The organism is Streptomyces sp. LZ34 (assembly GCF_053890475.1).
Window position 1 is genome coordinate 757,552 of record NZ_CM132680.1, and the last position, 24,405, is coordinate 781,956.

Here is a 24,405-nt window from a genome sequence, read left to right on the forward strand (position 1 = left end):
ATCATCAATCAGGTCGCGAAGCGTGGAGATGATCACTACGGTGTGACGCCACACAAGTCCGAACTCACAGCATGATGGCTGTCACGGAGTTGCCATGCCCCCGCAGATGAAGCTCACGGCGATAACACTTGACTGCGCCGACCCCGAAACGCTGGCCGCCTTCTATCGGCAGGCCACCGGACTCGAGCTCCACCCCGAATCCAACGGCGACTTCGCCGGCCTCACCCGCCAGGACGGACTCCTCATCGGGTTCCAACGGGTCGATGACTACCAGGCTCCGCACTGGCCCGGCCAAAGCGTGCCACAACAATTCCACCTCGACTTCGCGGTCGATGACCTCGACGAGACCGAGGCCCTGCTGTTGGAGTTGGGCGCGACCAAGCCGGAGCACCAACCGGGCGGAGACAGGTGGCGGGTCTTCACCGACCCGGCCGGGCATCCCTTCTGTCTGACCAGGGGCTGACGTCAAGCCCAGATCAGCCCGCATATCGGAATCTCACGGCCGATGTCGGATGGACGCCGGACACGACATCGGCCGTGAGCCCGGCCGGCTGGTGCTGTGACCGGAAAGGTTCACCGGCTCGCGACACCTCCAGTTCGCCCCCACGGCTTCACCCAGGGCAGAACGCCGCTCCCTTCCCCCGGCGCCCCGGATCCCTAGGCTGAGGGGGTGAGCACTCATGCGCCGAACGAAGCCCGCGTCATCCCCCTGCGCCCGCAGACCTCGCCGCCCGGTTCCGGTGGGGCGACCCGCGCCCCGCAGCGACCGGCGGGAGCCCCACAGACACCCGCGCCGAGGGAACCCCTGTGGCGCGACCTCGTCGGCGATGTGCTGCGGCGCGAGCGGCTCGCCCAGGAGCGCACGCTGAAGGACGTCGCGGAGGCGGCCCGGATCTCGATGCCGTACCTGTCGGAGCTGGAGCGCGGACGCAAGGAAGGCTCCTCCGAGGTGCTCGCGGCCGCCGCCCAGGCCCTCGGGCTCGGCCTCGCCGACCTGCTCTCGCTCGCCCAGGACGAGCTGGCCCGGTACGCCCGGAGCCGGGTGGGCCGGGGCCGAACGTCGCCCACGGCGCAGTACGACGGCCTCTGCCTCGCCGCCTGACCGAACCGAACGGCCGGTACGACGGCCGGTACGGCGGGGCGCACCACCGCCGTACCGGCCGGCTCGCCGGCCCTCGGCCACGGCCGCGCGGGGTCAGACGAACGCGAGCCGGCGGCTCAACACCTCGTCGGCGAGCCCGTAGGCAACGGCCTCCTCGGCGGTGAGCACCTTGTCCCGGTCCATGTCCGCGCGCAGCGTCGCCACGTCGTGATGCGTGTGCCGGGACAGGACCTCCTCCACCTGCGAGCGGATGCGGACCATCTCCTTGGCCGCGAGGCTGAGGTCGGAGACCGTCCCCTGCTGGCCGCCGCTGGCCGGCTGGCCGAGCAGCACCCGCGCGTGCTGGAGCACGAACCGTCGCCCGGGATCTCCACCGGCCAGCAGCACCGCCGCCGTCGACGCCGCCTGGCCGACGCAGAACGTGGAGATCGGCGCCTGCACGAACGTCATCGTGTCGTAGATCGCCATCAGCGAAGTGAACGATCCACCGGGCGAGTTGAGATAGATCGAGATCTCGAGCTCCGGGTTCGCCGACTCCAGATGCAGGAGTTGCGCGATGACCACATTGGCGACCCCGTCGTCGATCTCGGTGCCGAGGAAGATGATCCGCTCGTTCAGCAGCCGGCTGAAGACATCGTAGGACCGCTCACCCTGCGCGGTCCGCTCGATGACGTAGGGAACCGTGTACGACCCCATGTCACAACCCCATCCGTCGGCGCGACGCGGCCGGGCGGATGTCGGCAAGCGACTCCACCACCCGGTCCACGATCCCGTACTCCCTGGCCTGCCCGGCCGTGAACCAGCGGTCCCGGTCGCCGTCCCGCGCGATCGTCTCCTCGCTCTGCCCGGTGTGCTCGGCGGTGATCCGCTCGATGGCCTTCTTGGTGAACTGGAGGTTCTCCGCCTGGATCTCGATGTCCGCGGCGGTGCCACCGATGCCCGCTGAGGGCTGGTGCATCATGATCCGCGCGTTCGGCAGCGCGAACCGCTTGCCAGGCGCCCCCACGGTGAGCAGGAACTGGCCCATGCTGGCGGCGAACCCCATCGCCAGCGTCGAGACGTCGTTCGGGATGAGCCGCATGGTGTCGTAGATGGCGAGACCCGCGGTGATCGACCCGCCGGGGCTGTTGATGTACAGGCTGATGTCGGTGCGCGGGTCCTCCGCCGACAGTAGCAGCAGCTGCGCGCACACCCGGTTGGCCGACACGTCGTCGACCTGTGTGCCGAGGAGGACGATCCGCTGGGCGAGCAGCTGTGCCGCGAGATGGTCGTCGAAGCGGCTGGGCGGTGTGTCGCCCTCCTCCGCGCGGGGTGGGAGCGTGGTGAGTGGAGTCATCTGGTCTCCTTGTCGAGGCAGGGATGCCGTCGACTCCACTCTTGACCTCGGGAGATCCCCGGATGCGGTTTCTCTGCCCGCCGCAGATTCGCCACGGGCAGAGATGACGGTTCAGCCCTTCTCGCGCAGCTGCCGGAAGAACGCCCGTACGTGCTCCACCAGCAGGTCCGGCTCCTCCATGGCCGCGAAGTGCCCGCCCCGCTCGAACTCGCTGCGGACGCGGGCGCGTTCCTTGCACTGTGCGGCGGGGACATCGGGATGGCGGGCGTCGGCATTGCGCCAGCGCAGGTACGCGCGCAGGGCCTGGGTCTGCGCGGGGTGACGGCGATGGTTGGAGTTGGCCAGGGCTCGATCCGGTCGAGCCCGGCCTCGCGTTCGGGGTCGGGCGACTCCTTCCAGGTCTTGGTGCGCTGGAAGGGGCGGCGAGCTTCTGCCCTTCCTGATCGGTCAGTCTGCGCACCCGCGCCGGCTCCGCCACCACCTCCAGCGGTCGGAACGGACGTCACCGCCCATCCAACTGCTCCAACCGCCAACCCGGCGAACCTATACGGTCACAGCACTAGCGGCCGTGGGCGCGGGCGCGGAGCGCCTTGCGGTAGCTGTCGACCGCTTCCCCGACGTCATTCATGCGGTCTCGGATGCCATGGGGCGTGCGGCTTCTCACAAGGGTCCGCAGTACGTAGTCAGGAGAGAACTCCCCCGCGAAACCCGTCGGGGCGTTGGAGCAGATCATGGGCTCATTGGTGAACACCGACGAGTCGTCGTCGGAGTACTGGTACGTCCAGCGGCACGGCCAGAGCCGCAGCGCGACCTCTCCGACGTACCTCACCGCGCCCGCGAAGAACTCGTCTCCGGCCGCCGCCTCCAGCGAGGCGGGGCCATCGAAGCGGTCCAGCACAAGCCGTTCCAGCGCCGAGAGCGAGTCCAGAGAATAGTCGAAGGGAAAGTCGTCGGGCAGATGGGCCGTTCGCCACCGGCCCAACTCGGCGTCCATGGGGGCCAGCCACTCATCAAGACACCGGCGTGACTCCTCGCTCGCGTGCAGGCGATCGTCCTCCATGTACCACGCGAGCGTCTCGGGTTCCGCCGCGGGCTTCCCGTCACGCACCCAGTTGCCGAGTTCCACCGGCATCGGCAGACCGAATTCCTTCAGACCCTCGGCCTGGTCGGGCGTCAGCAGGAGCCACCAGGCGTCATAGGACTCCTCATCCAGCTGGCAAAAGGCTCGTGGATCGCCGTTGCCGGGCACGAGGTCGCCGATGGCGTCGAAGGCGGCGTTCCAGTCCATGTAGCGCGTACTGTCGGAAAGGTGTTCCGTCGGGTGCCATATCGACCGGCCGTTGCGCCGGAAGTGCAGGTACTCGTCTCCGTCCTCACCCTTCACCAGCTCGACGTCATCGACGACCACCGAGCCGCCCGAGCACGCCGCCGCATCGAGCAACAGCTCCTCATACCCGTCCTCAAGATAGCCGGACACCTTTTCGGGCATCTGGAAGCCGATGCCGCATTCGCCGACGAGGAAGGTCAGCTCGTCGGTGTCCTCGAAATCCTCGTCGAGGTCCATGCCGATCCCAGCGGCCTCCGCCAGGCCGGCTGCGGCCTGTTCCTCCGTGGCTATGCCCAGCCGAATCAAGGTCTCCGCAAATCCACGGATAGTCCATTGCGTTGCGTCGTTCATGACAGCACCCTCACACATTCCGGCCCGCCCTCAGCTCGCGGGGCGCGGCCGGGAGATCGTGACGGGCGTACCACCAGATGACGTTGAGGGCGCCGTCGCTGAACGCGACCACCCGGGCAGGATCGCGCTCCGCGATGCTGACGATGGGCTGACCACGCGCCACCCCGCGACCAGCGAGTAGCCGCGCCGATCGACTGCGGAGTGACCACACCAGATCGGACATTTCGTGAAGCAATCGAGAAGGTTAAGGAGAACATGCAAAGATGACCGTCACCCGGGTCCGACCACCCGGGGTCAAGGAGAAGCCCAGTGAGATCTCGGACGTTGAGCCGTCACTCAACCGTGGCCGCCACCGTGCTGTCCGCCACGCTGCTGCCCCTGTCCGCCGCCCACGCCACCGCCGAGGCCGACACCTCGGCGCCCGCGGCGACCCAGACGACCATCGACTCCTTCGGTCGAATAGCGGACGCCGTACTGACCGACCGCACCACCGCTCTGCTCGACCGGCCCCAACTCGCCCGTACGGCACAGAAGTCGCAGGGGAACGTGCGGCTCTCGCTCGCGCTTTCCCGCGCGGAGAACACCAGCCTGGCCTCCGTGCAGGACACGCGCGCCCGGTTGGCCGGGCTTGGTGAGGCCTACAGCGACGCCGACACGAAGACAACCGTCGACAGCACCCGCGTAGAGGGTCGGCGGGCCACGGTCCGCGTCACTGAAGCCACCACCCTCACATACGAAAAGATCCGCGGCGACGAGCCCCCGACCACCGGCTTCACCGCGCACCACGAACTCACCTTCAAGGCACAGACGGACGGCACCTGGCTGCTGGTGAGCGTCCGCCGTACGGACAAGGGCCCCCGCCCGGTCAACGAGCCCGTCCCGGCGACGAGCACAGCGCCGGTGCGCCCGAGCGCCGTCATCGACGCCCCCCGCGCCGCCATCACGTACCCGGCGCCGGCCAAACCCAAGAAGCTCGGCACCGGCACCACGTACGACTACGCGGCGATGGCCGCGTACGCCGAGAAGTACTGGAAGAACTACAACACCGCCTACCGCCGCTTCAACAACGCCGGCGGGGACTGCACCAACTACATCAGCCAGTCCCTGAACGCGGGCGGCTGGAAGCACGCGACCACCTCCACCGAGGACTACGACACCTGGTGGTACGGCACGTCGGGCCAGTCCGACTCCTGGGTCGGCGTCAACGAGTGGTCCTGGTTCACGCAGACCGCCAAGCGGACCACCGCCCTCGCGAACGCCTACCAGATGGACATCGGCGACGTCCTTCAGGTGGACTTCGACAAGGACGGCGCCAAGGACCACACCATGATCACCTCGTACCGGAACACGAGCGGCGTCCCGTACCTCACCTACCACGACACCGACACCTATCGGCGGTCGCTGTCCAGCCTCATCTCGTCGTACCCGAACTCCGCGTACTACGCCTACCGCACCTGACACCGGCCTATCACCTCGGCCACCTCGGCCCGCTGTTCCCCATGCCCTGTGGCGGGAGCAGCGGGCTCCCGACGTTGAGCAGAACTCTCTTCGGCAGACCAGCTGCGTCACCGGCACCGCCGCAGGCGCCGCGGCGGTAAACCACCACAGTCCGACCGGGAAACCTACCGCCGATGCGATCCGTTTGAAGACGGACTCCCGGCCCCGGTCCTTCCGGCAGCCCCAGGCGCCGTTGGCCCAGCCGCACATCTCCTCGAAGCCCGAGCGGATTCCGGACGCCGCCACTTGAGGTGCATTCGAGTCCGATGCGACCGCCCTTCTGTCGCGCTGGCATATAAGTCCATGAACGTCTGCTTCTGACTGCTGCCTCTGCCGGATTTGGAGATGGTCCAGTTGCCCAAGCCTCGGGGCGAGAGTGCGGCCGCCGGCCTTCCCATTTCCGTGCCCTCGGCTTCGACCCCCCGGTCCGGGGGTGGGGGATGACGCGATCCGGTTCAGGATCATCACCCGTTTGCGGTCCCTCCTCCTGAAGTGGAACGAGTCGGACGGCCCAGCCGACCACGAAGACGGCTCGGACCGCTTGGCCTCCGCGACGGCCGGCGAAGTTCTGGACTTCATCAAGAACGGCCTCGGCCTCTCCCGAAACAACGAATCCCGCCTCCTCCGCAGTCCTTCGAAGGTGTTCAAGGACGCTCAAGGAAGTGATCCCACTGGTGCACGAAGACGAACTCCTCAGCTACCTGAAGCGGGTGACCGCCGACCTGGACCGGACTCGCCGTCGCCTTTACGAGGTCACCGAGCGGGAGCAGGAGCCCATCGCCATTGTCGGCATGGCCTGCCGCTTTCCCGGCGAGGTACGGTCCGCGGAGGACTTCTGGCAGCTGATCGTGGCGGAGACGGACGCGATCGGGGATTTCCCCACCGACCGTGGCTGGGACGTGGAACGGCTGTACGACCCGGATCCGGACCGATCCGGCACCTGCTACACGCGCCACGGTGGTTTCCTCTGCGACGCCGCAGGATTCGACGCGGAGTTCTTCGAGACCTCACCGCGCGAGGCGCTGGCGATGGACCCGCAGCAGCGGCTGCTGTTGGAGACCTCCTGGGAGGCTTTCGAACACGCCGGCATCGACCCGACCTCCGTGCGCGGCAGCCGGACCGCCGTGTTCACCGGCATCAACCCCCCGGACTACCCCGTCGGACACGCATCGAGGCCTCCGGAGTCCGCGGAGGGCTTCATCCTCACTGGCAGCGCGGGGAGCATCGCATCGGGCCGTATCGCCTACACGCTGGGTTTGGAGGGTCCCGCGGTCACCGTGGACACGGCGTGTTCGTCGTCTCTGGTCGCTCTGCATCTGGCCTGCCAGGCGCTGCGGGCCGGGGAATGCTCCATGGCGCTGGCGGGTGGAGTGGCCATCATGTCCACCCCCCGCATTTTCGTGGAGTTTGCGCGGCAGCGGGGGTTGTCGGTGGATGGGCGGTGCAGGGCGTTTGGGGCGGGGGCGGATGGTACGGGGTGGGCGGAGGGTGTGGGGATGTTGTTGGTGGAGCGGTTGTCGGATGCGCGGCGGTTGGGGCATCGGGTGTTGGCGGTGGTGCGGGGTAGTGCGGTGAATCAGGATGGGGCGAGTAATGGGTTGACGGCGCCGAGTGGTCCGGCGCAGCAGCGGGTGATCCGTCAGGCGTTGGCCAGTGCGCGGGTCGGTGGTGGGGATGTGGATGTGGTGGAGGGGCATGGGACGGGGACGAGGCTGGGTGATCCGATCGAGGCGCAGGCGTTGCTGGCGACGTATGGTCAGGAGCGGGTTGGGGTTGGGCCGTTGTGGCTGGGGTCGGTGAAGTCGAATATCGGGCATGCGCAGGCTGCGGCGGGTGTCGCGGGGGTCATCAAGATGGTGATGGCCATGCAACGTGGGGTGTTGCCGCGTACGTTGCATGCCGGGGAGCCGTCGCCGCATGTGGACTGGTCCTCGGGCGGGGTACGGCTGCTGTCCGAGGCCGTGTCGTGGCCGCAGACCGGTCGTGCGCGGCGTGCGGGAGTGTCGTCGTTCGGGGTCAGCGGCACCAACGCCCACATCATCCTCGAACAGGCACCACCGGAGGAGCATCACGAACCGGCGGACGCCTCTTCCGGGTCGTTTCCCTGGATGGTGTCGGCGAAGTCCGAACCGGCACTACGGGCGCAGGCAGCCCAGCTGGGCGCGTACCTGGCGGCTCATCCCCAGGCGGATCTGGCCGATATCGGGTATGCCCTGGCCACTGGCCGTGCGGCCTTTGAACACCGCGCCGTACTCCTGGGCCCGGACCGCGAAGACTTCCTCCACAGCCTGCAAGCCCTGGAAGCCGGCGAGGAACACGAGAAACTGGTCCGGGGCGTGGCAACCGGGGTGGGGAAGCTGGCGTTTGTCTGTTCGGGGCAGGGCACGCAACGCGCCCGCATGGGACACGAGCTCTACCACACCTTCCCCCTGTTCGCCGAAGCTCTCGACGAAGCCTGCACACACCTCGACCCCCACCTCGACCACCCCCTGCGGGACGTCATGTTCGCCGAGCCGGACACCGATACCGCGGAGCTGCTGCATCAGACCCGCTACGCCCAGCCCGCGCTGTTCGCCCTCCAGATCGCCCTGCACCGCCTGGTCACCCAACACTACGGACTCACCCCCCACTACTACGCAGGCCACTCCCTCGGCGAAATCACCGCAGCCCACCTCGCCGGCATCCTCACCCTCCCCCACGCAGCCCACCTGATCACCACCCGCGCCCGCCTCATGCACACCCTCCCCACCACCGGCACCATGACCACCCTCCAAGCCAACCCCCACGAACTCCACCAACACCTCACCGGCCATGAGACACAGGTATCCCTCGCGGCCGTCAACGCCCCAGGATCCGTCGTCATCAGTGGTGATCGCGACGCCGTGGACGCCATCGCCGAAAGCTTCCGCACCATGGGGCGCAAGGTCACCCCGCTCAAGGTCAGCGGCGCCTTCCACTCACCCCACATCGACCCGCTCCTCAACGAACTCCGCCACACCGCCGAAACCCTCACCTACCACCAACCCCACACCCCCCTGGTCACTACCAACCCCAACGACCAAGACCCCACCACCCCCCACTACTGGGTCCGACAAACCCGCGACACCGTCCACTACACCCACACCACCCACCAACTCCACACCCACGGCGTCACCACCTACCTCGAACTCGGCCCCGACACCACCCTCACCACCCTCACCCACCACAACCTCCCCCACCACACCCCCCAAGCCGTCTCCCTCCTCCACCCCCACCAACCCGAAACCCACACCACCCACACCACCCTCGCCCACCTCCACACCCACGGCCACCCCACCACCTGGCACCACCACCACACCCCCACCCACCACACCCCCACCCACCACACCCCCAACCACCACACCCCCAACCTCCCCACCTACCCCTTCCAACACCACCACTACTGGCTTCACGTCTCCGAACCGCAAGCCGACCAGCACACTCCCCGCCTCACCTCTCCCGAGCCGCCCATCACGACCACCCTCCGTCAGCGGCTCTCCCACCAACCACCAGACGCGCAGCAGCAGACTCTCCTCGACGTCGTTCGCACACACATCGCCGGTGTCCTCGGCCACGGGAGCCCCGAGAACATCCACGCCGAGCGCGCATTCAAGGAGCTGGGCTTCAACTCGCTGACTGCCGTCCAGTTCCGCAATCGCCTTTGCGAGGCCACCGGGCTGACCCTCGCTCCGACCATCGTCTTCGACTACCCGAGCCCCGCCACGCTCGTACAACATTTGCGTCAGCAGTTTCTAGGTACGCAAGGCGAAACCATCAGCCATGTCCCTCTCACGGCCGTCGGCACAGGCGAACCCATCGCCATTATCGGCATGGCGTGCCGCTACCCAGGGGACGTGCAGTCCCCGGAACAGCTATGGGATCTCATCGTGACCGAGCAGGACGCGGTCTCCGGATTCCCGACCGATCGTGGCTGGGACCTCGACGGGCTCTACGACCCGGATCCCGAACATTTCGGAACGTCGTACACAAGAGAGGGGGGATTTATTCACCATGCGGGCGAATTCGATGCCGAATTTTTCGGTATCAGTCCGCGCGAGGCCCTGGCCATGGACCCTCAGCAGCGAATGCTTCTCGAAGTCTCCTGGGAAGCCTTCGAGCGAGCGGGTATCGACCCTACCTCCGTGCGTGGCACTCAGACCGGGATCTTCGCCGGTCTGGCTTACCACGACTACGCGCAGCGCTTCCCGACCGCCCCCGAGGGGTTCGAGGGATACCTCGCTCATGGAAGCGCGGGCAGTATCGCCTCAGGGCGCATCGCCTACACCTTCGGCCTGGAAGGGCCCGCAGTCACCGTAGACACAGCATGTTCATCGTCTCTGGTCGCCCTGCACCTGGCATGTCAGTCGCTGCGGGCTGGGGAATGTTCGATGGCCCTGGCCGGAGGGGTCACTGTCATGTCAACCCCAGCGGCCTTCATCGAGTTCTCCCGGCAGCGTGGGCTGTCCCCGGACGGTCGGTGCAAGGCATTCTCCGCCACGGCCGATGGCACCGGCTGGGGCGAGGGCGCGGGCATGGTGCTGGCGGAACGACTCTCGGACGCGCAGCGGCTCGGGCATCCCGTCCTGGCTGTAGTACGGGGGACGGCAGTCAACCAGGACGGCGCCAGCAACGGGCTCACCGCGCCCAACGGACTCTCGCAACAACGTGTCATCCGCCAGGCCCTCGCCAACGCCGAGCTGACTCCAGCTGCCATTGACGTGGTGGAGGGGCACGGTACGGGGACGACGTTGGGCGACCCGATCGAAGCCCAGGCCCTTCTGGCCACGTACGGTCATGACCGCTCCGCGGACCGGCCGCTGTGGCTCGGCTCGATGAAGTCGAACATCGGACACGCACAGGCGGCGGCCGGGGTGGGCGGGGTCGTCAAGATGGTGCTGGCCATGCGGCATGGGCTCTTGCCACGTACGTTGCATGTCGAGGAGCCGTCACCGCATGTGGACTGGTCCTCGGGTGGTGTGCGGCTGCTGACGGAGGCGATGTCCTGGCCCGACACCGGCGACCCCCGACGCGCGGCGGTGTCCTCCTTCGGCGTCAGCGGCACAAACGCGCACGTGATCCTCGAACAGGCACCACCTACCGGCGTCCCGGCAAATGACGGAGACGTTTCAACGCCAACGTCGTTGCTTGTGCCGTGGGTTGTGTCGGCGAAGTCCGAGGACGCGCTGCGAGCGCAGGCTCGACAGTTGCGCCAGTACCTTGCTTCCGCCCCGGAACTCGACTTGGCGGATGTCGGGTATGCGCTGACCACTGGCCGTGCGGCCTTTGAACACCGTGCCGTACTTCTGGGCCCGAAGCAGGAGGACTTCCTCCACGGCCTGCAAGCCCTGGAAGCCGGCGAGGAACACGCCAGGCTCGTACGAGGCGTGGCAAGCGGAACGGGGAAGCTGGCGTTTGTCTGTTCGGGGCAGGGCACGCAACGCGCCCGCATGGGACACGAGCTCTACCACACCTTCCCCCTGTTCGCCGAAGCCCTCGACGAAGCCTGCACACACCTCGACCCACACCTCGACCACCCCCTGCGGGACATCATGTTCGCCGAGCCGGACACCGATACGGCGGAGCTGCTGCATCAGACGCGTTATGCCCAGCCCGCGCTGTTCGCCCTCCAGATCGCCCTGCACCGCCTGGTCACCCAACACTACGGACTCACCCCCCACTACTACGCAGGTCACTCCCTCGGCGAAATCACCGCAGCCCACCTCGCCGGCATCCTCACCCTCCCCCACGCAGCCCACCTGATCACCACCCGCGCCCGCCTCATGCACACCCTCCCCACCACCGGCACCATGACCACCCTCCAAGCCAACCCCCACGAACTCCACCAACACCTCGCGCAACACGAAGGACGGGTATCCCTCGCGGCCGTCAACGCGCCCAGGTCGGTGGTCATCAGCGGTGATCGCGACGCCGTGGACGCCATCGCCGAAAGCTTCCGCACCATGGGACGTAAAGTCACCCCGCTCAAGGTCAGCGGCGCCTTCCACTCACCCCACATCGACCCACTCCTCAACGAACTCCACCACACCGCCGAAACCCTCACCTACCACCAACCCCACACCCCCCTGGTCACTACCGACACCACCGGACAGGACCCCACCACCCCCCACTACTGGGTCCGACAGGCACGCGACACCGTCCACTACACCCACACCACCCACCAACTCCACACCCACGGCGTCACCACCTACCTCGAACTCGGCCCCGACACCACCCTCACCACCCTCACCCACCACAACCTCCCCCACCACACCCCCCAAGCCGTCTCCCTCCTCCACCCCCACCAACCCGAAACCCACACCACCCACACCACCCTCGCCCACCTCCACACCCACGGCCACCCCACCACCTGGCACCACCACCACACCCCCAACCACCACACCCCCAACCTCCCCACCTACCCCTTCCAACACCACCACTACTGGCTCAACACCACCAACCCCACCTCCAACACCACCAGCATCCGCTTCTTGGATTCGTTGGAGAGAGAAGACGTCGACGCGGTGGCCTCCGCCCTGGCCATCGACCGTGACTCCTCTCTCGAAACAGTCCTGCCAGCTCTCTCCACCTGGCGCAAGCGCCACGATGACCAGGCCGTCATCGACTCCTGGCGCTACCGCGAGACATGGAAACCCGTCACTCTCCCCCAGACCGGCACCGGGTCACCGGGCACCTGGCTCATCGTCGTGCCCACTCCGCAGAGTCAGCACACCCCCATCGACGTCATCGTCGAGGCCCTGCATCGCCTTGGGGCGCGGACCATCACGCTCACCCTCGACTCCTCCTGTGCTGACCCCGAAACCCTTGCTCAGCGGCTCGCAGAACACAATGACGTGGTGAGCATCGACGGGGTGCTCTCGCTGCTCGCCTTCGATGAGGAGCCCCTCCCCGAGCACCCCCACGTACCCACCGGCACCGCACTCACCCTCACCCTCATCCAAACCCTCACCACCCACCCCAACCTCACAGCACCCCTGTGGTGCCTCACCCAAACCGCCACCACCACCCACCCAACCGACCCCCTCAACCACCCCACCCAAGCCCACATCTGGGGACTCGGACGCACCACCGCCCTCGAACACCCCAACCACTGGGGCGGACTCATCGACCTCCCCACCACCCTCACCCCACAACACCTCCACCACCTCACCACCGCCCTCACCACCCAACACGACGAGCGCGAACTCGCACTACGCCTCACCGGCCTGCACGCCCGGCGTCTGATCCGAACCACCGCCCGACCCACACTCGACGACCCTCAGCCCTGGAAGCCCCACGGCACCATCCTCATCACCGGCGGCACCGGAGCCATCGGCAGCCACATCGCCACCTGGATCGCCACCCACCACCCCCACTGCCACCTCCTCCTCACCAACCGACAAGGACCCAACACACCCCACACCACCCAACTCCACCACCACCTCACCCAACTCGGCGCCACCACCACCATCACCACCTGCGACACCACCAACCCCAACCAACTCACCAACCTCCTCAACACCATCCCCCCAACCCACCCCCTCACCACCGTCATCCACACCGCAGGAGTCCTTGACGACGCCACACTGACCACTCAGACTCGCGATCACCTGTCGACCGTTCTGGGCCCCAAGGCTCACGCCGCCCACCATCTGCACAACCTCACCCGGCATCTGGACCTCGATGCCTTTGTCCTGGTCTCCTCCACGGCGGCCACCTTCGGCAGCCCGGGGCAGGCCAACTACGCCGCCGCCAATGCCTACCTCGACGCCCTGGCCCAGCACCGCCGCGCCCAAGGGCTCCCCGCCACCTGCATCACCTGGGGACTCTGGGAGCAGGGCGGCTTGGCCAACGCCGAAATCACCGGGCACCTGGCACGCCGAGGCCTGCTCCCCATGCCCACCGAACCAGCGCTCACCGCGCTTTCGCAAGCCATTGCCACCCCGGGGCAAGCCCACCACATCATCGCTGACATCGACTGGAGCGCCTTCGCCGTCAATCTGAGCCACACCGGCGAATCTGTTCCGCTCATCCAGGACATTCCCGAAGCTCGGACACAACGGACCCAGCATGTGACGAACCATGACTCCGATACGGCCCTACGTCGGCAACTGGCCGACCGGAGCCCGGGCGAGCAGCAGGAGACGCTCCTCCATCTCGTACGGACGCAGGTGGCTGCGGTCCTCGGACACAGCGACATCGACGCAGTGTCCCCCGACCGCCCCTTCAAGGAGCTGGGACTCGATTCCCTCGCCGCCGTCGAGACCCGCAACCGGCTGACCGCCCTCATGGGACTCCGCCTCCCCACCAGCCTCATCTTCGATCACCCGACGCCGACCAAGCTCGCCCAATATGTGCACACCCAATTGATGGGTGAGGGATCCGGCCCAGCGAGCGCAGTGGCATTCAGCCCCGCTGCCACGGCCGACGACTCCGTCGCGATCATCGGCATGGCCTGCCGGTTCCCGGGAGGCGTGCGTACGCCCGAGGAGTTTTGGGATCTCATCCTCATGGAACGGGACGCGATCACGGACTTCCCGACGAACCGTGGCTGGGATCTTGAGGGAATCTTCCATCCCGACCCCGCGCACAAGGGCACCTGCTACACGCGGCAGGGCGGCTTCTTGTATGCCGCGGCCGAATTCGACCCCGCCTTCTTCGACATCAGTCCCCGCGAGGCACTGGCCATGGACCCCCAGCAGCGGCTCTTGCTGGAGACCAGCTGGGAGACGCTGGAACGGGCGCACATCGACCCACGGTCGCTGCAAGGCAGTCCTGTCGGTGTCTTCACCGGCGTCAATGCCCAGGACTACGCGATCCACCTGGAGCGTTCGGCGGAGTCCGTTGAGGGCTATGCCCTCACCGGCAGCTCGAGCAGCATCGCATCGGGCCGTATCGCCTACACCCTGGGTTTGGAGGGTCCCGCGGTCACCGTGGACACGGCGTGTTCGTCGTCTCTGGTCGCTCTGCATCTGGCCTGCCAGGCACTACGGGCCGGGGAATGCTCCATGGCGCTGGCCGGCGGGGTCACCGTCATGTCCACCCCCACCACGTTTATCGAGTTCGCGCGACAGCGGGGTCTGTCAACAGACGGTCGCTGCCGCGCTTTCTCCTCTACCGCCGACGGAACCGGCTGGGGCGAGGGTGTGGGGATGTTGTTGGTGGAGCGGTTGTCGGATGCGCGGCGGTTGGGGCATCGGGTGTTGGCGGTGGTGCGGGGTAGTGCGGTGAATCAGGACGGGGCGAGTAATGGGTTGACGGCGCCGAGTGGTCCGGCGCAGCAGCGGGTGATCCGGCAGGCGCTCGCCGCCGCAGGTCTGACGGCCCCGGAGATCGACGCGGTGGAGGGGCACGGTACGGGAACGACGCTCGGGGATCCGATCGAGGCGCACGCATTGCTGGCGACGTACGGTCAGGAACGCCCCGGGGATCAACCGGTCTGGCTGGGATCGGTGAAGTCGAATATCGGGCATGCGCAGGCTGCGGCGGGTGTCGCGGGGGTCATCAAGACGGTGCTGGCCATGCGGCATGGGCTCTTGCCGCGTACGTTGCATGCCGAGGAGCCGTCGCCGCATGTGGACTGGTCCTCGGGCGGGGTACGGCTGCTGACCGAGGCCATGCCCTGGCCGCAGACCGGTCGCGCACGGCGTGCGGGAGTGTCGTCGTTCGGGGTCAGCGGCACCAACGCCCACATCATCCTCGAACAGGCACCACCGGAGGAACATCACGAACCGGCGGACACCTCTTCCGGGTCATTTCCCTGGATGGTGTCGGCAAAGTCCGAGGACGCGCTGCGAGCACAGGCTCGACAGTTGCGCCAGTACCTTGCTTCCGCCCCGGAACTCGACTTGGCCGATGTCGGATATGCCCTGGCCACTGGCCGTACGGCCTTTGAACACCGCGCCGTACTCCTGGGCCCGGACCGCGAAGACTTCCTCCACGGCCTGCAAGCCCTGGAAGCCGGCGAGGAACACGAGAAACTGGTCCGGGGCGTGGCAACCGGGGTGGGGAAGCTGGCGTTTGTCTGTTCGGGGCAGGGCACGCAACGCGCCCGCATGGGACACGAGCTCTACCACACCTTCCCCCTGTTCGCCGAAGCTCTCGACGAAGCCTGCACACACCTCGACCCCCACCTCGACCACCCCCTGCGGGACGTCATGTTCGCCGAGCCGGACACCGATACGGCGGAGCTGCTGCACCAGACGCGTTATGCCCAGCCCGCGCTGTTCGCCCTCCAGATCGCCCTGCACCGCCTGGTCACCCAACACTACGGACTCACCCCCCACTACTACGCAGGCCACTCCCTCGGCGAAATCACCGCAGCCCACCTCGCCGGCATCCTCACCCTCCCCCACGCAGCCCACCTGATCACCACCCGCGCCCGCCTCATGCACACCCTCCCCACCACCGGCACCATGACCACCCTCCAAGCCAACCCCCACGAACTCCACCAACACCTCACCGGCCATGAGACACAGGTATCCCTCGCGGCCGTCAACGCCCCAGGATCCGTCGTCATCAGTGGTGATCGCGACGCCGTGGACGCCATCGCCGAAAGCTTCCGCACCATGGGGCGCAAGGTCACCCCGCTCAAAGTCAGCGGCGCCTTCCACTCACCCCACATCGACCCGCTCCTCAACGAACTCCGCCACACCGCCGAAACCCTCACCTACCACCAACCCCACACCCCCCTCATCACCACCAACCCCAACGACCAAGACCCCACCACCCCCCACTACTGGGTCCGACAAACCCGCGACACCGTCCACTACACCCACACCACCCACCAACTCCACACCCACGGCGTCACCACCTACCTCGAACTCGGCCCCGACACCACCCTCACCACCCTCACCCACCACAACCTCCCCCACCACACCCCCCAAGCCGTCTCCCTCCTCCACCCCCACCAACCCGAAACCCACACCACCCACACCACCCTCGCCCACCTCCACACCCACGGCCACCCCACCACCTGGCACCACCACCACACCCCCAACCACCACACCCCCACCCACCACACCCCCAACCACCACACCCCCAACCTCCCCACCTACCCCTTCCAACACCACCACTACTGGCTCAACACCACCAACCCCACCCCCAACACCACCGACGCCTGGCGCTACCACGAGGTCTGGGAGCCGCTCAACCTCGCCGACGCCGAGCCGACGCCGGCCGGCGATTGGCTGGTCGTCATTCCCGCCCGGCAGGCCGGGCAGCCTCACGTCGACGCCATCCTCAGCGGGCTGCGAGAGCACGGCGGCATCCGTACGGCCGAACTCGTACTCGACACGGCCGACGTCGACCCGCTGATCCTTGGTCAGCGCCTGGCCGACGCGATCGAGCAACCCGGTGACCTGAGTATCAGCGGCGTGCTCTCGCTGCTCGCCTTCGATGAGGAGCCCCTCCCCGAGCACCCCCACGTACCCACCGGCACCGCACTCACCCTCACCCTCATCCAAACCCTCACCACCCACCCCAACCTCACAGCACCCCTGTGGTGCCTCACCCAAACCGCCACCACCACCCACCCAACCGACCCCCTCAACCACCCCACCCAAGCCCACATCTGGGGACTCGGACGCACCACCGCCCTCGAACACCCCAACCACTGGGGCGGACTCATCGACCTCCCCACCACCCTCACCCCACAACACCTCCACCACCTCACCACCACCCTCACCACCCAACACGACGACGATCAGCTGGCCATCCGCGACACGGGGCCGCAGACCCGACGTCTGACCCGGACCACGGCCACTCCCAGCAACCCCCAGCCCTGGAAGCCCCACGGCACCATCCTCATCACCGGCGGCACCGGAGCCATCGGCAGCCACATCGCCACCTGGATCGCCACCCACCACCCCCACTGCCACCTCCTCCTCACCAACCGACAAGGACCCAACACACCCCACACCACCCAACTCCACCACCACCTCACCCAACTCGGCGCCACCACCACCATCACCACCTGCGACACCACCAACCCCAACCAACTCACCAACCTCCTCAACACCATCCCCCCAACCCACCCCCTCACCACCGTCATCCACACCGCAGGCATCAACCTGAAGTCGACCATCGCCGATATCAGTGCGGCGGATCTCGCCGAGACAGCCGGGGCAAAGGCGACCGGAGCAGCGCTTCTGCACGAGTTGCTACGCGAGCACGACACGATCGAACGCTTTGTTCTCTTCTCCTCCATTGCCGGCACCTGGGGCAGCGCGAACCAGGCCGGGTACGCCGCCGCCAACGCCTACCTCGACGCCCTGGCCCAGCACCGCCGCGTCCAAGGGCTCCCCGCCACCTGCATCGCCTGGGGGCCCTGGGACGGCGCGGGAATGGCGGCGCACGGAGACGCACGCGCTCACTTGCGCCGTCGCGGCCTCCGGGCCATGTCCCCTGATCTCGCCCTCGCCGCGCTCGATCGCGTCCTCGGCCACGACCCCGACACCACCACCGTCGTCGCAGATGTCGACTGGGAGGACTTCGCCACCACCTTCACCGCCCGGCGGTCGGCACCGCTCATCGACGACATCCCCGAGGTCCGACAGGTACTTCGCGGCGATGCCGCTCCGCCCTCCGCCGACTCTCTTCGCGAGCAGCTGGCCCAGCGGTCACCCAAGGAACAAAAACAAGCCCTTCTCGATATCGTCCGCACACACGCGGCCGCCGTCCTCGGTCATTCCAGCCCCGAATCCATCGACGTTCAGCACGCCTTCAGCGCATTGGGCTTCGACTCCCTCACCGCTGTCGAGTTCCGAAACCGCGTCGCGGCCGCCACCGGACTGGCTCTCTCCACCACCCTTGTCTTCGACCATCCGAGCCCCATGGAGTGCGCCGCGCATCTGCGTGTGGCGCTGCTGGGCCGGAGCGACGACGACCCGCGCGAGGCCGTGCCAGGCACGCCGGCCGGGCGCACCGAAGCAGCGCCCCCGGACGAGCCCGTCGCGATCATCGGGATGGCCTGCCGCTACCCGGGCGAGGTGCGGTCGGCTGAGGATCTGTGGCGGTTGGTCGCCTCGGGCGCTGACGCCATCACCGAGTTCCCCACGGACCGCGGCTGGGACATCGAGCGGATCTATCACCCGGACCCCGACCACCAGGGCACCTGCTGCACCCGGCACGGCGGGTTCCTCTATGACGCCGGTGAGTTCGACCCCGGCTTCTTCGGCATCAGCCCACGTGAGGCCCTGGCCATGGACCCGCAGCAACGGCTGCTGCTGGAGGCCTCGTGGGAAGCGTTCGAACACGCGGGCATCGCTCCCGACACCCTGCGCGGCAGCCAGACCGGAGTCTTCGTCGGAATCAATGTGCAGGACTACGCGGCTCATGTGCGGCAGGTGCCACAGGCCGTGGCCGGCTATGCGCTGACCGGCAGCTCGGGGAGCGTCGCGTCCGGCCGTATCGCCTACGCCTTCGGCCTTGAGGGACCGACGGTGTCGGTGGACACGGCCTGCTCGTCCTCCCTTGTCGCACTGCACATGGCCGGTCAGGCTCTGCGCACGTCGGAGTGCTCGCTCGCGCTCGTCGGCGGAGTGATGGTGATGTCCACCCCGGCGACCTTCATCGAGTTCTCCCGCCAGCGCGGCCTGTCCCCCGACGGTCGGTGCAAGGCGTTCTCGGCCGCCGCCGACGGCACGGGCTGGGCGGAAGGCGTCGGCATGCTCCTCGTGGAGCGGCTGTCCGACGCCCGACGCAACGGCCACCGCGTTCTGGCCGTGGTGCGCGGCAGCGCGATCAATCAGGACGGTGCCAGCAACGGCCTCACCGCCCCCAACGGCCCCGCGCAACAGCGTGTCATCCGCCAGGCTCTGGCCAGTGCTGGGCTCTCGCCTTCCCAGGTCGACGCGGTGGAGGGGCATGGCACCGGTACCGTCCTGGGCGACCCCGTCGAAGCCCAGGCGCTGCTGGCCACGTACGGGCAAGACCGGGCCGAGAACCATCCCCTGTGGCTGGGGTCGGTGAAGTCCAACATCGGGCACGCCCAGGCGGCGGCCGGTGTGGGCGGGGTGATCAAGATGGTGATGGCCCTCCAGTACGAGACACTGCCTCGTACGTTGCATGCCGAGGAACCGTCGCCACATGTGGACTGGTCGGCCGGGGCGGTTCGGCTACTGACCGACGCCGTGCCGTGGCTACGGAACGGGCATCCACGGCGTGCCGGTGTCTCCTCCTTCGGCGTCAGCGGCACCAACGCTCACATCATTCTGGAAGAGGCACCCGCCGACGAGTCCGACGGCACGGGGGTGGCAGGGCCGGCTTCCGCGCCCGCCGTGGAGGCGTCCACTGTCCCCTTGCCGTGGCTGCTGTCCGGGAAGTCGGCCGAGGCCCTACGAGCCCAGGCCCGTCGACTGCGGGAGTTCGTGTCCGCGGCTCCCGACGCCCGTTCCGGCCCGGGGCTCGCGGACATCGGCTACTCGCTGGCCGCGCACCGGTCGGCCTTCGAACATCGCGCAGTGGTCATCGGCTCCGACCGAGCGGAGTTTCTCCGTGGCCTGGACGCGCTCGCCTCCGGCCGGCCGGATGGCGTAGTGCGGGAAGGGACCGCGGCACCCGGTGGGACGAGCCGCCGCGTGGTGTTTGTGTTTCCGGGTCAGGGTGGTCAGTGGGCCGGGATGGGACTGCGGCTGCTGGAAACCTCACCCGTCTTCGCCCAGTCGATCAACGCCTGCGAACAAGCCCTGACCCCCCACACCGACTGGACCCTCACCGACATCCTCCACCGACCCGACACCGACCCCCTCTGGCAACGCGCCGACATCATCCAACCCGTCCTCTTCGCCACCATGATCTCCCTCGCCGCCCTCTGGCGCTCCCACGGCCTCCACCCCGACGCCGTCATCGGCCACTCCCAAGGCGAAATCGCCGCCGCCCACATCAGCGGCGCCCTCACCCTCCCCGACGCCGCCAAAATCATCGCCCTGCGCAGCAAGGCCCTACACACCCTCCACGGCTCCGGCGCCATGGCCTCCGTACCACTCCCCGCCGACCAGGTCACCACCCTGCTCCAGACCACATGGCCCAACCAACTATGGGTGGCCGCCCACAACGCCCCCACCGCCACCGTCATCTCCGGCGACACCGAAAAACTGACAGAAGCACTGGGCCACCTCCAAAACCAAGGCATCGACGCAAAACGAATCCCAGTCGACTACGCCTCCCACTGCCCCCACACCGAAACCATCGAAAACCAACTCCTCCAACTCCTCCACGACATCACCCCCCAACCCGCCACCATCCCCTTCTACTCCACCACCGACAACCAATGGACAGACACCACCACCCTCAACGCCCACTACTGGTACCGCAACCTCCGCCAACCCGTCCACTTCACCCAAGCCATCCACACCCTCACCCAACAACAACACCACACCTACATCGAAATCAGCCCCCACCCCACCCTCACCACCGCCATCCAAGAAACCACCAACACCACCCACACCACCAACACCACCCACACCACCACCATCAACACCCTCCGCCGCAACAAAAACGACACCCACCAATTCCTCCACTCCCTCGCCCACGCCCACACCACCGGCCACCCCATCGACTGGCAACACCACTACCAACACCACACCCCGACCCCCCACCGCACCGACCTGCCCACCTACCCCTTCCAACACCAGCGCTACTGGATCGACACCGAACCCGCCGTCGAGGACGTCACGGCCGTGGGGCTGAGCGAGGCCGGGCACCCGCTGCTCGGCGCCGCGATTCCGCTCGCCGACAGCGACGGACATCTCTTCACCGGCCGACTCTCCTTGCGTACGCACCCCTGGCTGGCCGACCACGCCTTCGCGGGCGTCGCGCTTCTGCCCGGCACGGCGCTTCTGGACATCGCCCTTCAGGCGGGGGAGCTCGCCGGGTGTCGACATGTCGAGGAACTCACGCTGCATGCGCCACTTCTCCTCCCGCAGCGCGGCGGAGTCGCTCTGCAGATCAGCGTCGGGGCCCCGGACGGCGAGGGGCGGCGGGAGTTCGCCGCCTACGGGCGGAGCCACGACGACGTCTCGGCTACAAAGAACGCGCAGGGCTCGGAGGGTTTGGACGGGGCGGGCCTTCGATGGACACGACATGCCACGGGCACGCTGAGCGGCGGTCCCACCTCCCCCGCAGCCCCCTCCGCGGCGGTGGTCCGACCGATGGCTGATGAGTGGCCTCCGAGCGACGCCGGCGCGCTGGACCTCGACGGGCTGTACGAGCGGCTGGCCGGGGCGGAGTTGGCCTACGGGCCCGCGTTCCACGGGCTGCGCGCCGCTTGGCGCGCGGGCTCGGACATCTTCGCCGAGGTGCGGCTGCCCGAACCGCAGGCCCGCGACGCCGACCGGTTCGGCATCCATCCCGCCCTCCTGGACGCGGCGCTGCACACCCTCGGCCTCGATCCGGCCCTCGGCGAGGCCGGGGGCGAGCGCGAGGGCAAGCAGACCGCCGACGCACCGGACGGGCAGCGGCTGGCTCGGCTGCCGTTCGCCTGGCGCGGGGTGACGCTCCACCGCAGGGGCGGTGAGGTGCTGCGGGTGCGGCTCTCGCCGGGGCCCGGCCGTGGAGCGGTCGCCGTCGACGTGGCCGACGAGTCGGGGCGGCCGGTGGCCACCGTCGACGCGCTCGTGCTGCGGCCGGTGTCCGCGGGTGAGGTGCGGGCCGCCCGCTCGGAGCATCACGAGTCGCTGTTCGGCTTGGAATGGCCCACCGTGACATTGCCCGCCGCAGGCTCCACCCCCTGCCGTCCCTCCCTCTCCGACCACTTTCCTTCCGAACCGTCGTCCTTCGCGGTCGTCGGCGCCGATCCGTACGGGCTCGCATACCGGCGCCATGACGACTGGACCGCGCTGCTCAGCGCCATGGAGACCGATGGTGCCCCTGAGGTGGTCGTCGTCCCCTGTGGCGGGGACGAGGACGGCGACAGTGCGGGTGGCGCGGCCGTGCACACGGCCGTGTGTCGCGCGCTGCACCTGCTGCAGTCCTGGCTCGGCGACGACCGGTTCGCGGACAGCCGGCTGGTCGTGCTGACGCGTGGGGCGGTCGCCACCCGCCCGGAGGGCGACGTCACAGATCTGCCCGGCGCGGCGGTGTGGGGCCTGGTCCGCTCGGCGCAGTCCGAGAACCCGGGCCGGATCACCCTGGTGGACTGGGACGGACACGGCTCCTTGGCCCGGGTGCTGCCCGCGGCGCTGGCCGGTGGTGAGCCCCAGCTGGCCGTACGCGACGGAGAGGTGTGCGTACCGCGGCTGGTGCGGATGCCACGGCAGGAGCGGCCCGGGTCGGCTGACGGATCGTCTGACGTGTCGGCTGACACAGCGATTGACACGGCGATTGACGCGGCGGTTGACGGGGCGGCTGCCGCGTCGGCCGACGGATCACCTGACGCGTCGCCATGGGGGCTCGATCCGGCGGGGACCGTGCTGATCACGGGCGGCGCCGGAGTTCTGGGTGGACTGACCGCCCGCCACCTCGTCATGGCGCACGGTGTGCGGCAGCTGCTGCTGGTCGGCCGTCGCGGCGCGAGGGCCGAGGGCGCGAGGGCCCTGGCGGCCGAGCTCGAGGCGCTCGGCGCGACGGTGACCGTCGCCGCCTGCGATGCCGCCGACCGCGAGGCGCTGGCCACCCTGCTGGACCGCGTTCCCGAACAGCATCCGCTGACCGCCGTGGTCCATGCCGCCGGAGTGCTCGACGACGGCACGATCCCCTCGCTGACCCCTGAGCGGATGGACACCGTCTTCCGCGCCAAGGTGGCCCCGGCGCTGCTCCTGCACGAGCTCACACGTGACGCGGACCTGGCCGCCTTTGTGATGTTCTCCTCCGCGGCATCCGTGCTCGGTTCGCCGGGCCAGGGCAACTACGCGGCGGCCAACGCCGTACTGGACGCGCTGGCCCGGCACCGCCGGGCTCACGGGCGGCCCGCGACATCCCTGGCCTGGGGTCTATGGGCACAGGGCAGCGGGATGACACGCCATCTGGACGGCACCGACCACGCCCGGATCAGCCGTGGCGGGATGGCGCCGCTGGCCACCGAGGAGGCCCTTGCCCTCTTCGACGCGTCGTCGGCCGCAGGGCAGCCGTTCCTCGTCCCGGCCCGGTTCGAGTTCGGCGCGCTGCGCTCGCGGGGGACCACCGCCGGGGTGCCGGCGCTGCTGCGTGGGCTCGTCCCGGCCTCCGCCCGCCCCGGTGCGGCCGATCGGGGCGAGGGCGCGTCGGACGTGGGCGTGTCGCTCCGCGAGCGCCTCGCCCGCTGCGGTGGCAAGGAGCAGCAGGGCATCCTCACTCGTCTCGTACGGTCCCACGCCGCCGCGGTGATCGGCCACGCGGGGATCGAGGAGGTGGCGGAGCGGCGTGCCTTCCGGGAGCTGGGCTTCGACTCGCTGACCGCGGTCGAGCTGCGCAACCGGCTCACCGCCGCCACCGGCCTGCGTTTGCCCGCGACGCTCGCGTTCGACTTTCCGACCCCGACCGTGCTCGCGGAGCATGTGCGTGCCCTGCTGCTGCCGACGAACGGGAACGGCGCCGGGGTGGCCGAGACCTTGGAGGTCGGCGAGGAGGAGCTGCGGGCCACCGTGGCGTCCATTCCGCTCGGCAGGCTCCGGGAGGCCGGTCTGCTGCCTGCGCTGCTGGAGCTCGCCGAGGTCCCTGGTGGCAGCGTCGGCGGTGTCGGGGCCCCTGCCGTCCCCGCCGCCCGTTCCGCGGACGGCGTCCGCGCGATCGACGAGATGGACGTCGACAGTCTCATCGGCCTGGCGCACGGCGACCAGGCCGGCTCGGACTCGTAGTAAG

7 protein-coding genes and 1 pseudogene are annotated in these 24,405 nt (G+C 68.4%); 4 read left to right on the forward strand and 4 right to left on the reverse strand.

Features of this window, described 5'->3' with window-relative positions; genetic code table 11:
• The first annotated feature begins 94 nt into the window (after positions 1-94).
• Positions 95-463 carry a VOC family protein gene (locus ACWY4P_RS02475; protein ID WP_456208429.1) on the forward strand — a complete coding sequence of 123 codons (369 nt, stop codon included), beginning with the start codon at positions 95-97 and terminating at the stop codon, positions 461-463.
• 207 nt (positions 464-670) lie between these two features.
• On the forward strand, positions 671-1,102 hold the full coding sequence (locus ACWY4P_RS02480; protein ID WP_456208430.1) for a helix-turn-helix domain-containing protein: 432 nt from the start codon (positions 671-673) through the stop codon (positions 1,100-1,102).
• Positions 1,103-1,195: 93 nt separating this feature from the next.
• Here the strand turns inward: ACWY4P_RS02480 and ACWY4P_RS02485 are convergent, their stop codons facing one another.
• The 4 genes and pseudogenes from ACWY4P_RS02485 to ACWY4P_RS02500 form a co-directional block, all read right to left on the reverse strand.
• Complete coding sequence (locus ACWY4P_RS02485) at positions 1,196-1,798, reverse strand: ClpP family protease (protein ID WP_456208431.1); 603 nt, start codon at positions 1,796-1,798, stop codon at positions 1,196-1,198.
• A 1-nt stretch (position 1,799) separates the two neighbouring features.
• Positions 1,800-2,438 carry an ATP-dependent Clp protease proteolytic subunit gene (locus ACWY4P_RS02490; RefSeq protein ID WP_456208432.1) on the reverse strand — a complete coding sequence of 213 codons (639 nt, stop codon included), beginning with the start codon at positions 2,436-2,438 and terminating at the stop codon, positions 1,800-1,802.
• Between the two features lie 111 nt (positions 2,439-2,549).
• Positions 2,550-2,783, reverse strand: a pseudogene (locus ACWY4P_RS02495) (hypothetical protein); the annotation flags it as partial.
• 214 nt (positions 2,784-2,997) lie between these two features.
• A complete protein-coding gene (locus tag ACWY4P_RS02500) occupies positions 2,998-4,116 on the reverse strand; it encodes a hypothetical protein (RefSeq protein WP_456208433.1) in 1,119 nt (372 codons plus the stop codon).
• Between the two features lie 324 nt (positions 4,117-4,440).
• Between ACWY4P_RS02500 and ACWY4P_RS02505 the strand changes: the two genes are divergently transcribed.
• The gene (locus tag ACWY4P_RS02505; protein ID WP_456208434.1) at positions 4,441-5,574 is read left to right on the forward strand and encodes an amidase domain-containing protein; all 1,134 of its coding nucleotides are present in this window, start codon (positions 4,441-4,443) and stop codon (positions 5,572-5,574) included.
• 710 nt (positions 5,575-6,284) lie between these two features.
• Positions 6,285-24,401 (forward strand): type I polyketide synthase, encoded by an 18,117-nt coding sequence (locus ACWY4P_RS02510; RefSeq protein ID WP_456212784.1) that lies wholly within the window; start codon positions 6,285-6,287, stop codon positions 24,399-24,401.
• Positions 24,402-24,405 lie beyond the last annotated feature (4 nt).

What these genes read in the sequence shown, in the direction of transcription:
- ACWY4P_RS02475 (WP_456208429.1), top strand. Translation starts at nt 95, where the DNA reads ATGCCCCCGCAGATGAAGCTCACGGCGATAACACTTGACTGCGCCGAC.
- ACWY4P_RS02485 (WP_456208431.1), bottom strand. Translation starts at nt 1,798, where the DNA reads ATGGGGTCGTACACGGTTCCCTACGTCATCGAGCGGACCGCGCAGGGT.
- ACWY4P_RS02490 (WP_456208432.1), bottom strand. Translation starts at nt 2,438, where the DNA reads ATGACTCCACTCACCACGCTCCCACCCCGCGCGGAGGAGGGCGACACA.
- ACWY4P_RS02500 (WP_456208433.1), bottom strand. Translation starts at nt 4,116, where the DNA reads ATGAACGACGCAACGCAATGGACTATCCGTGGATTTGCGGAGACCTTG.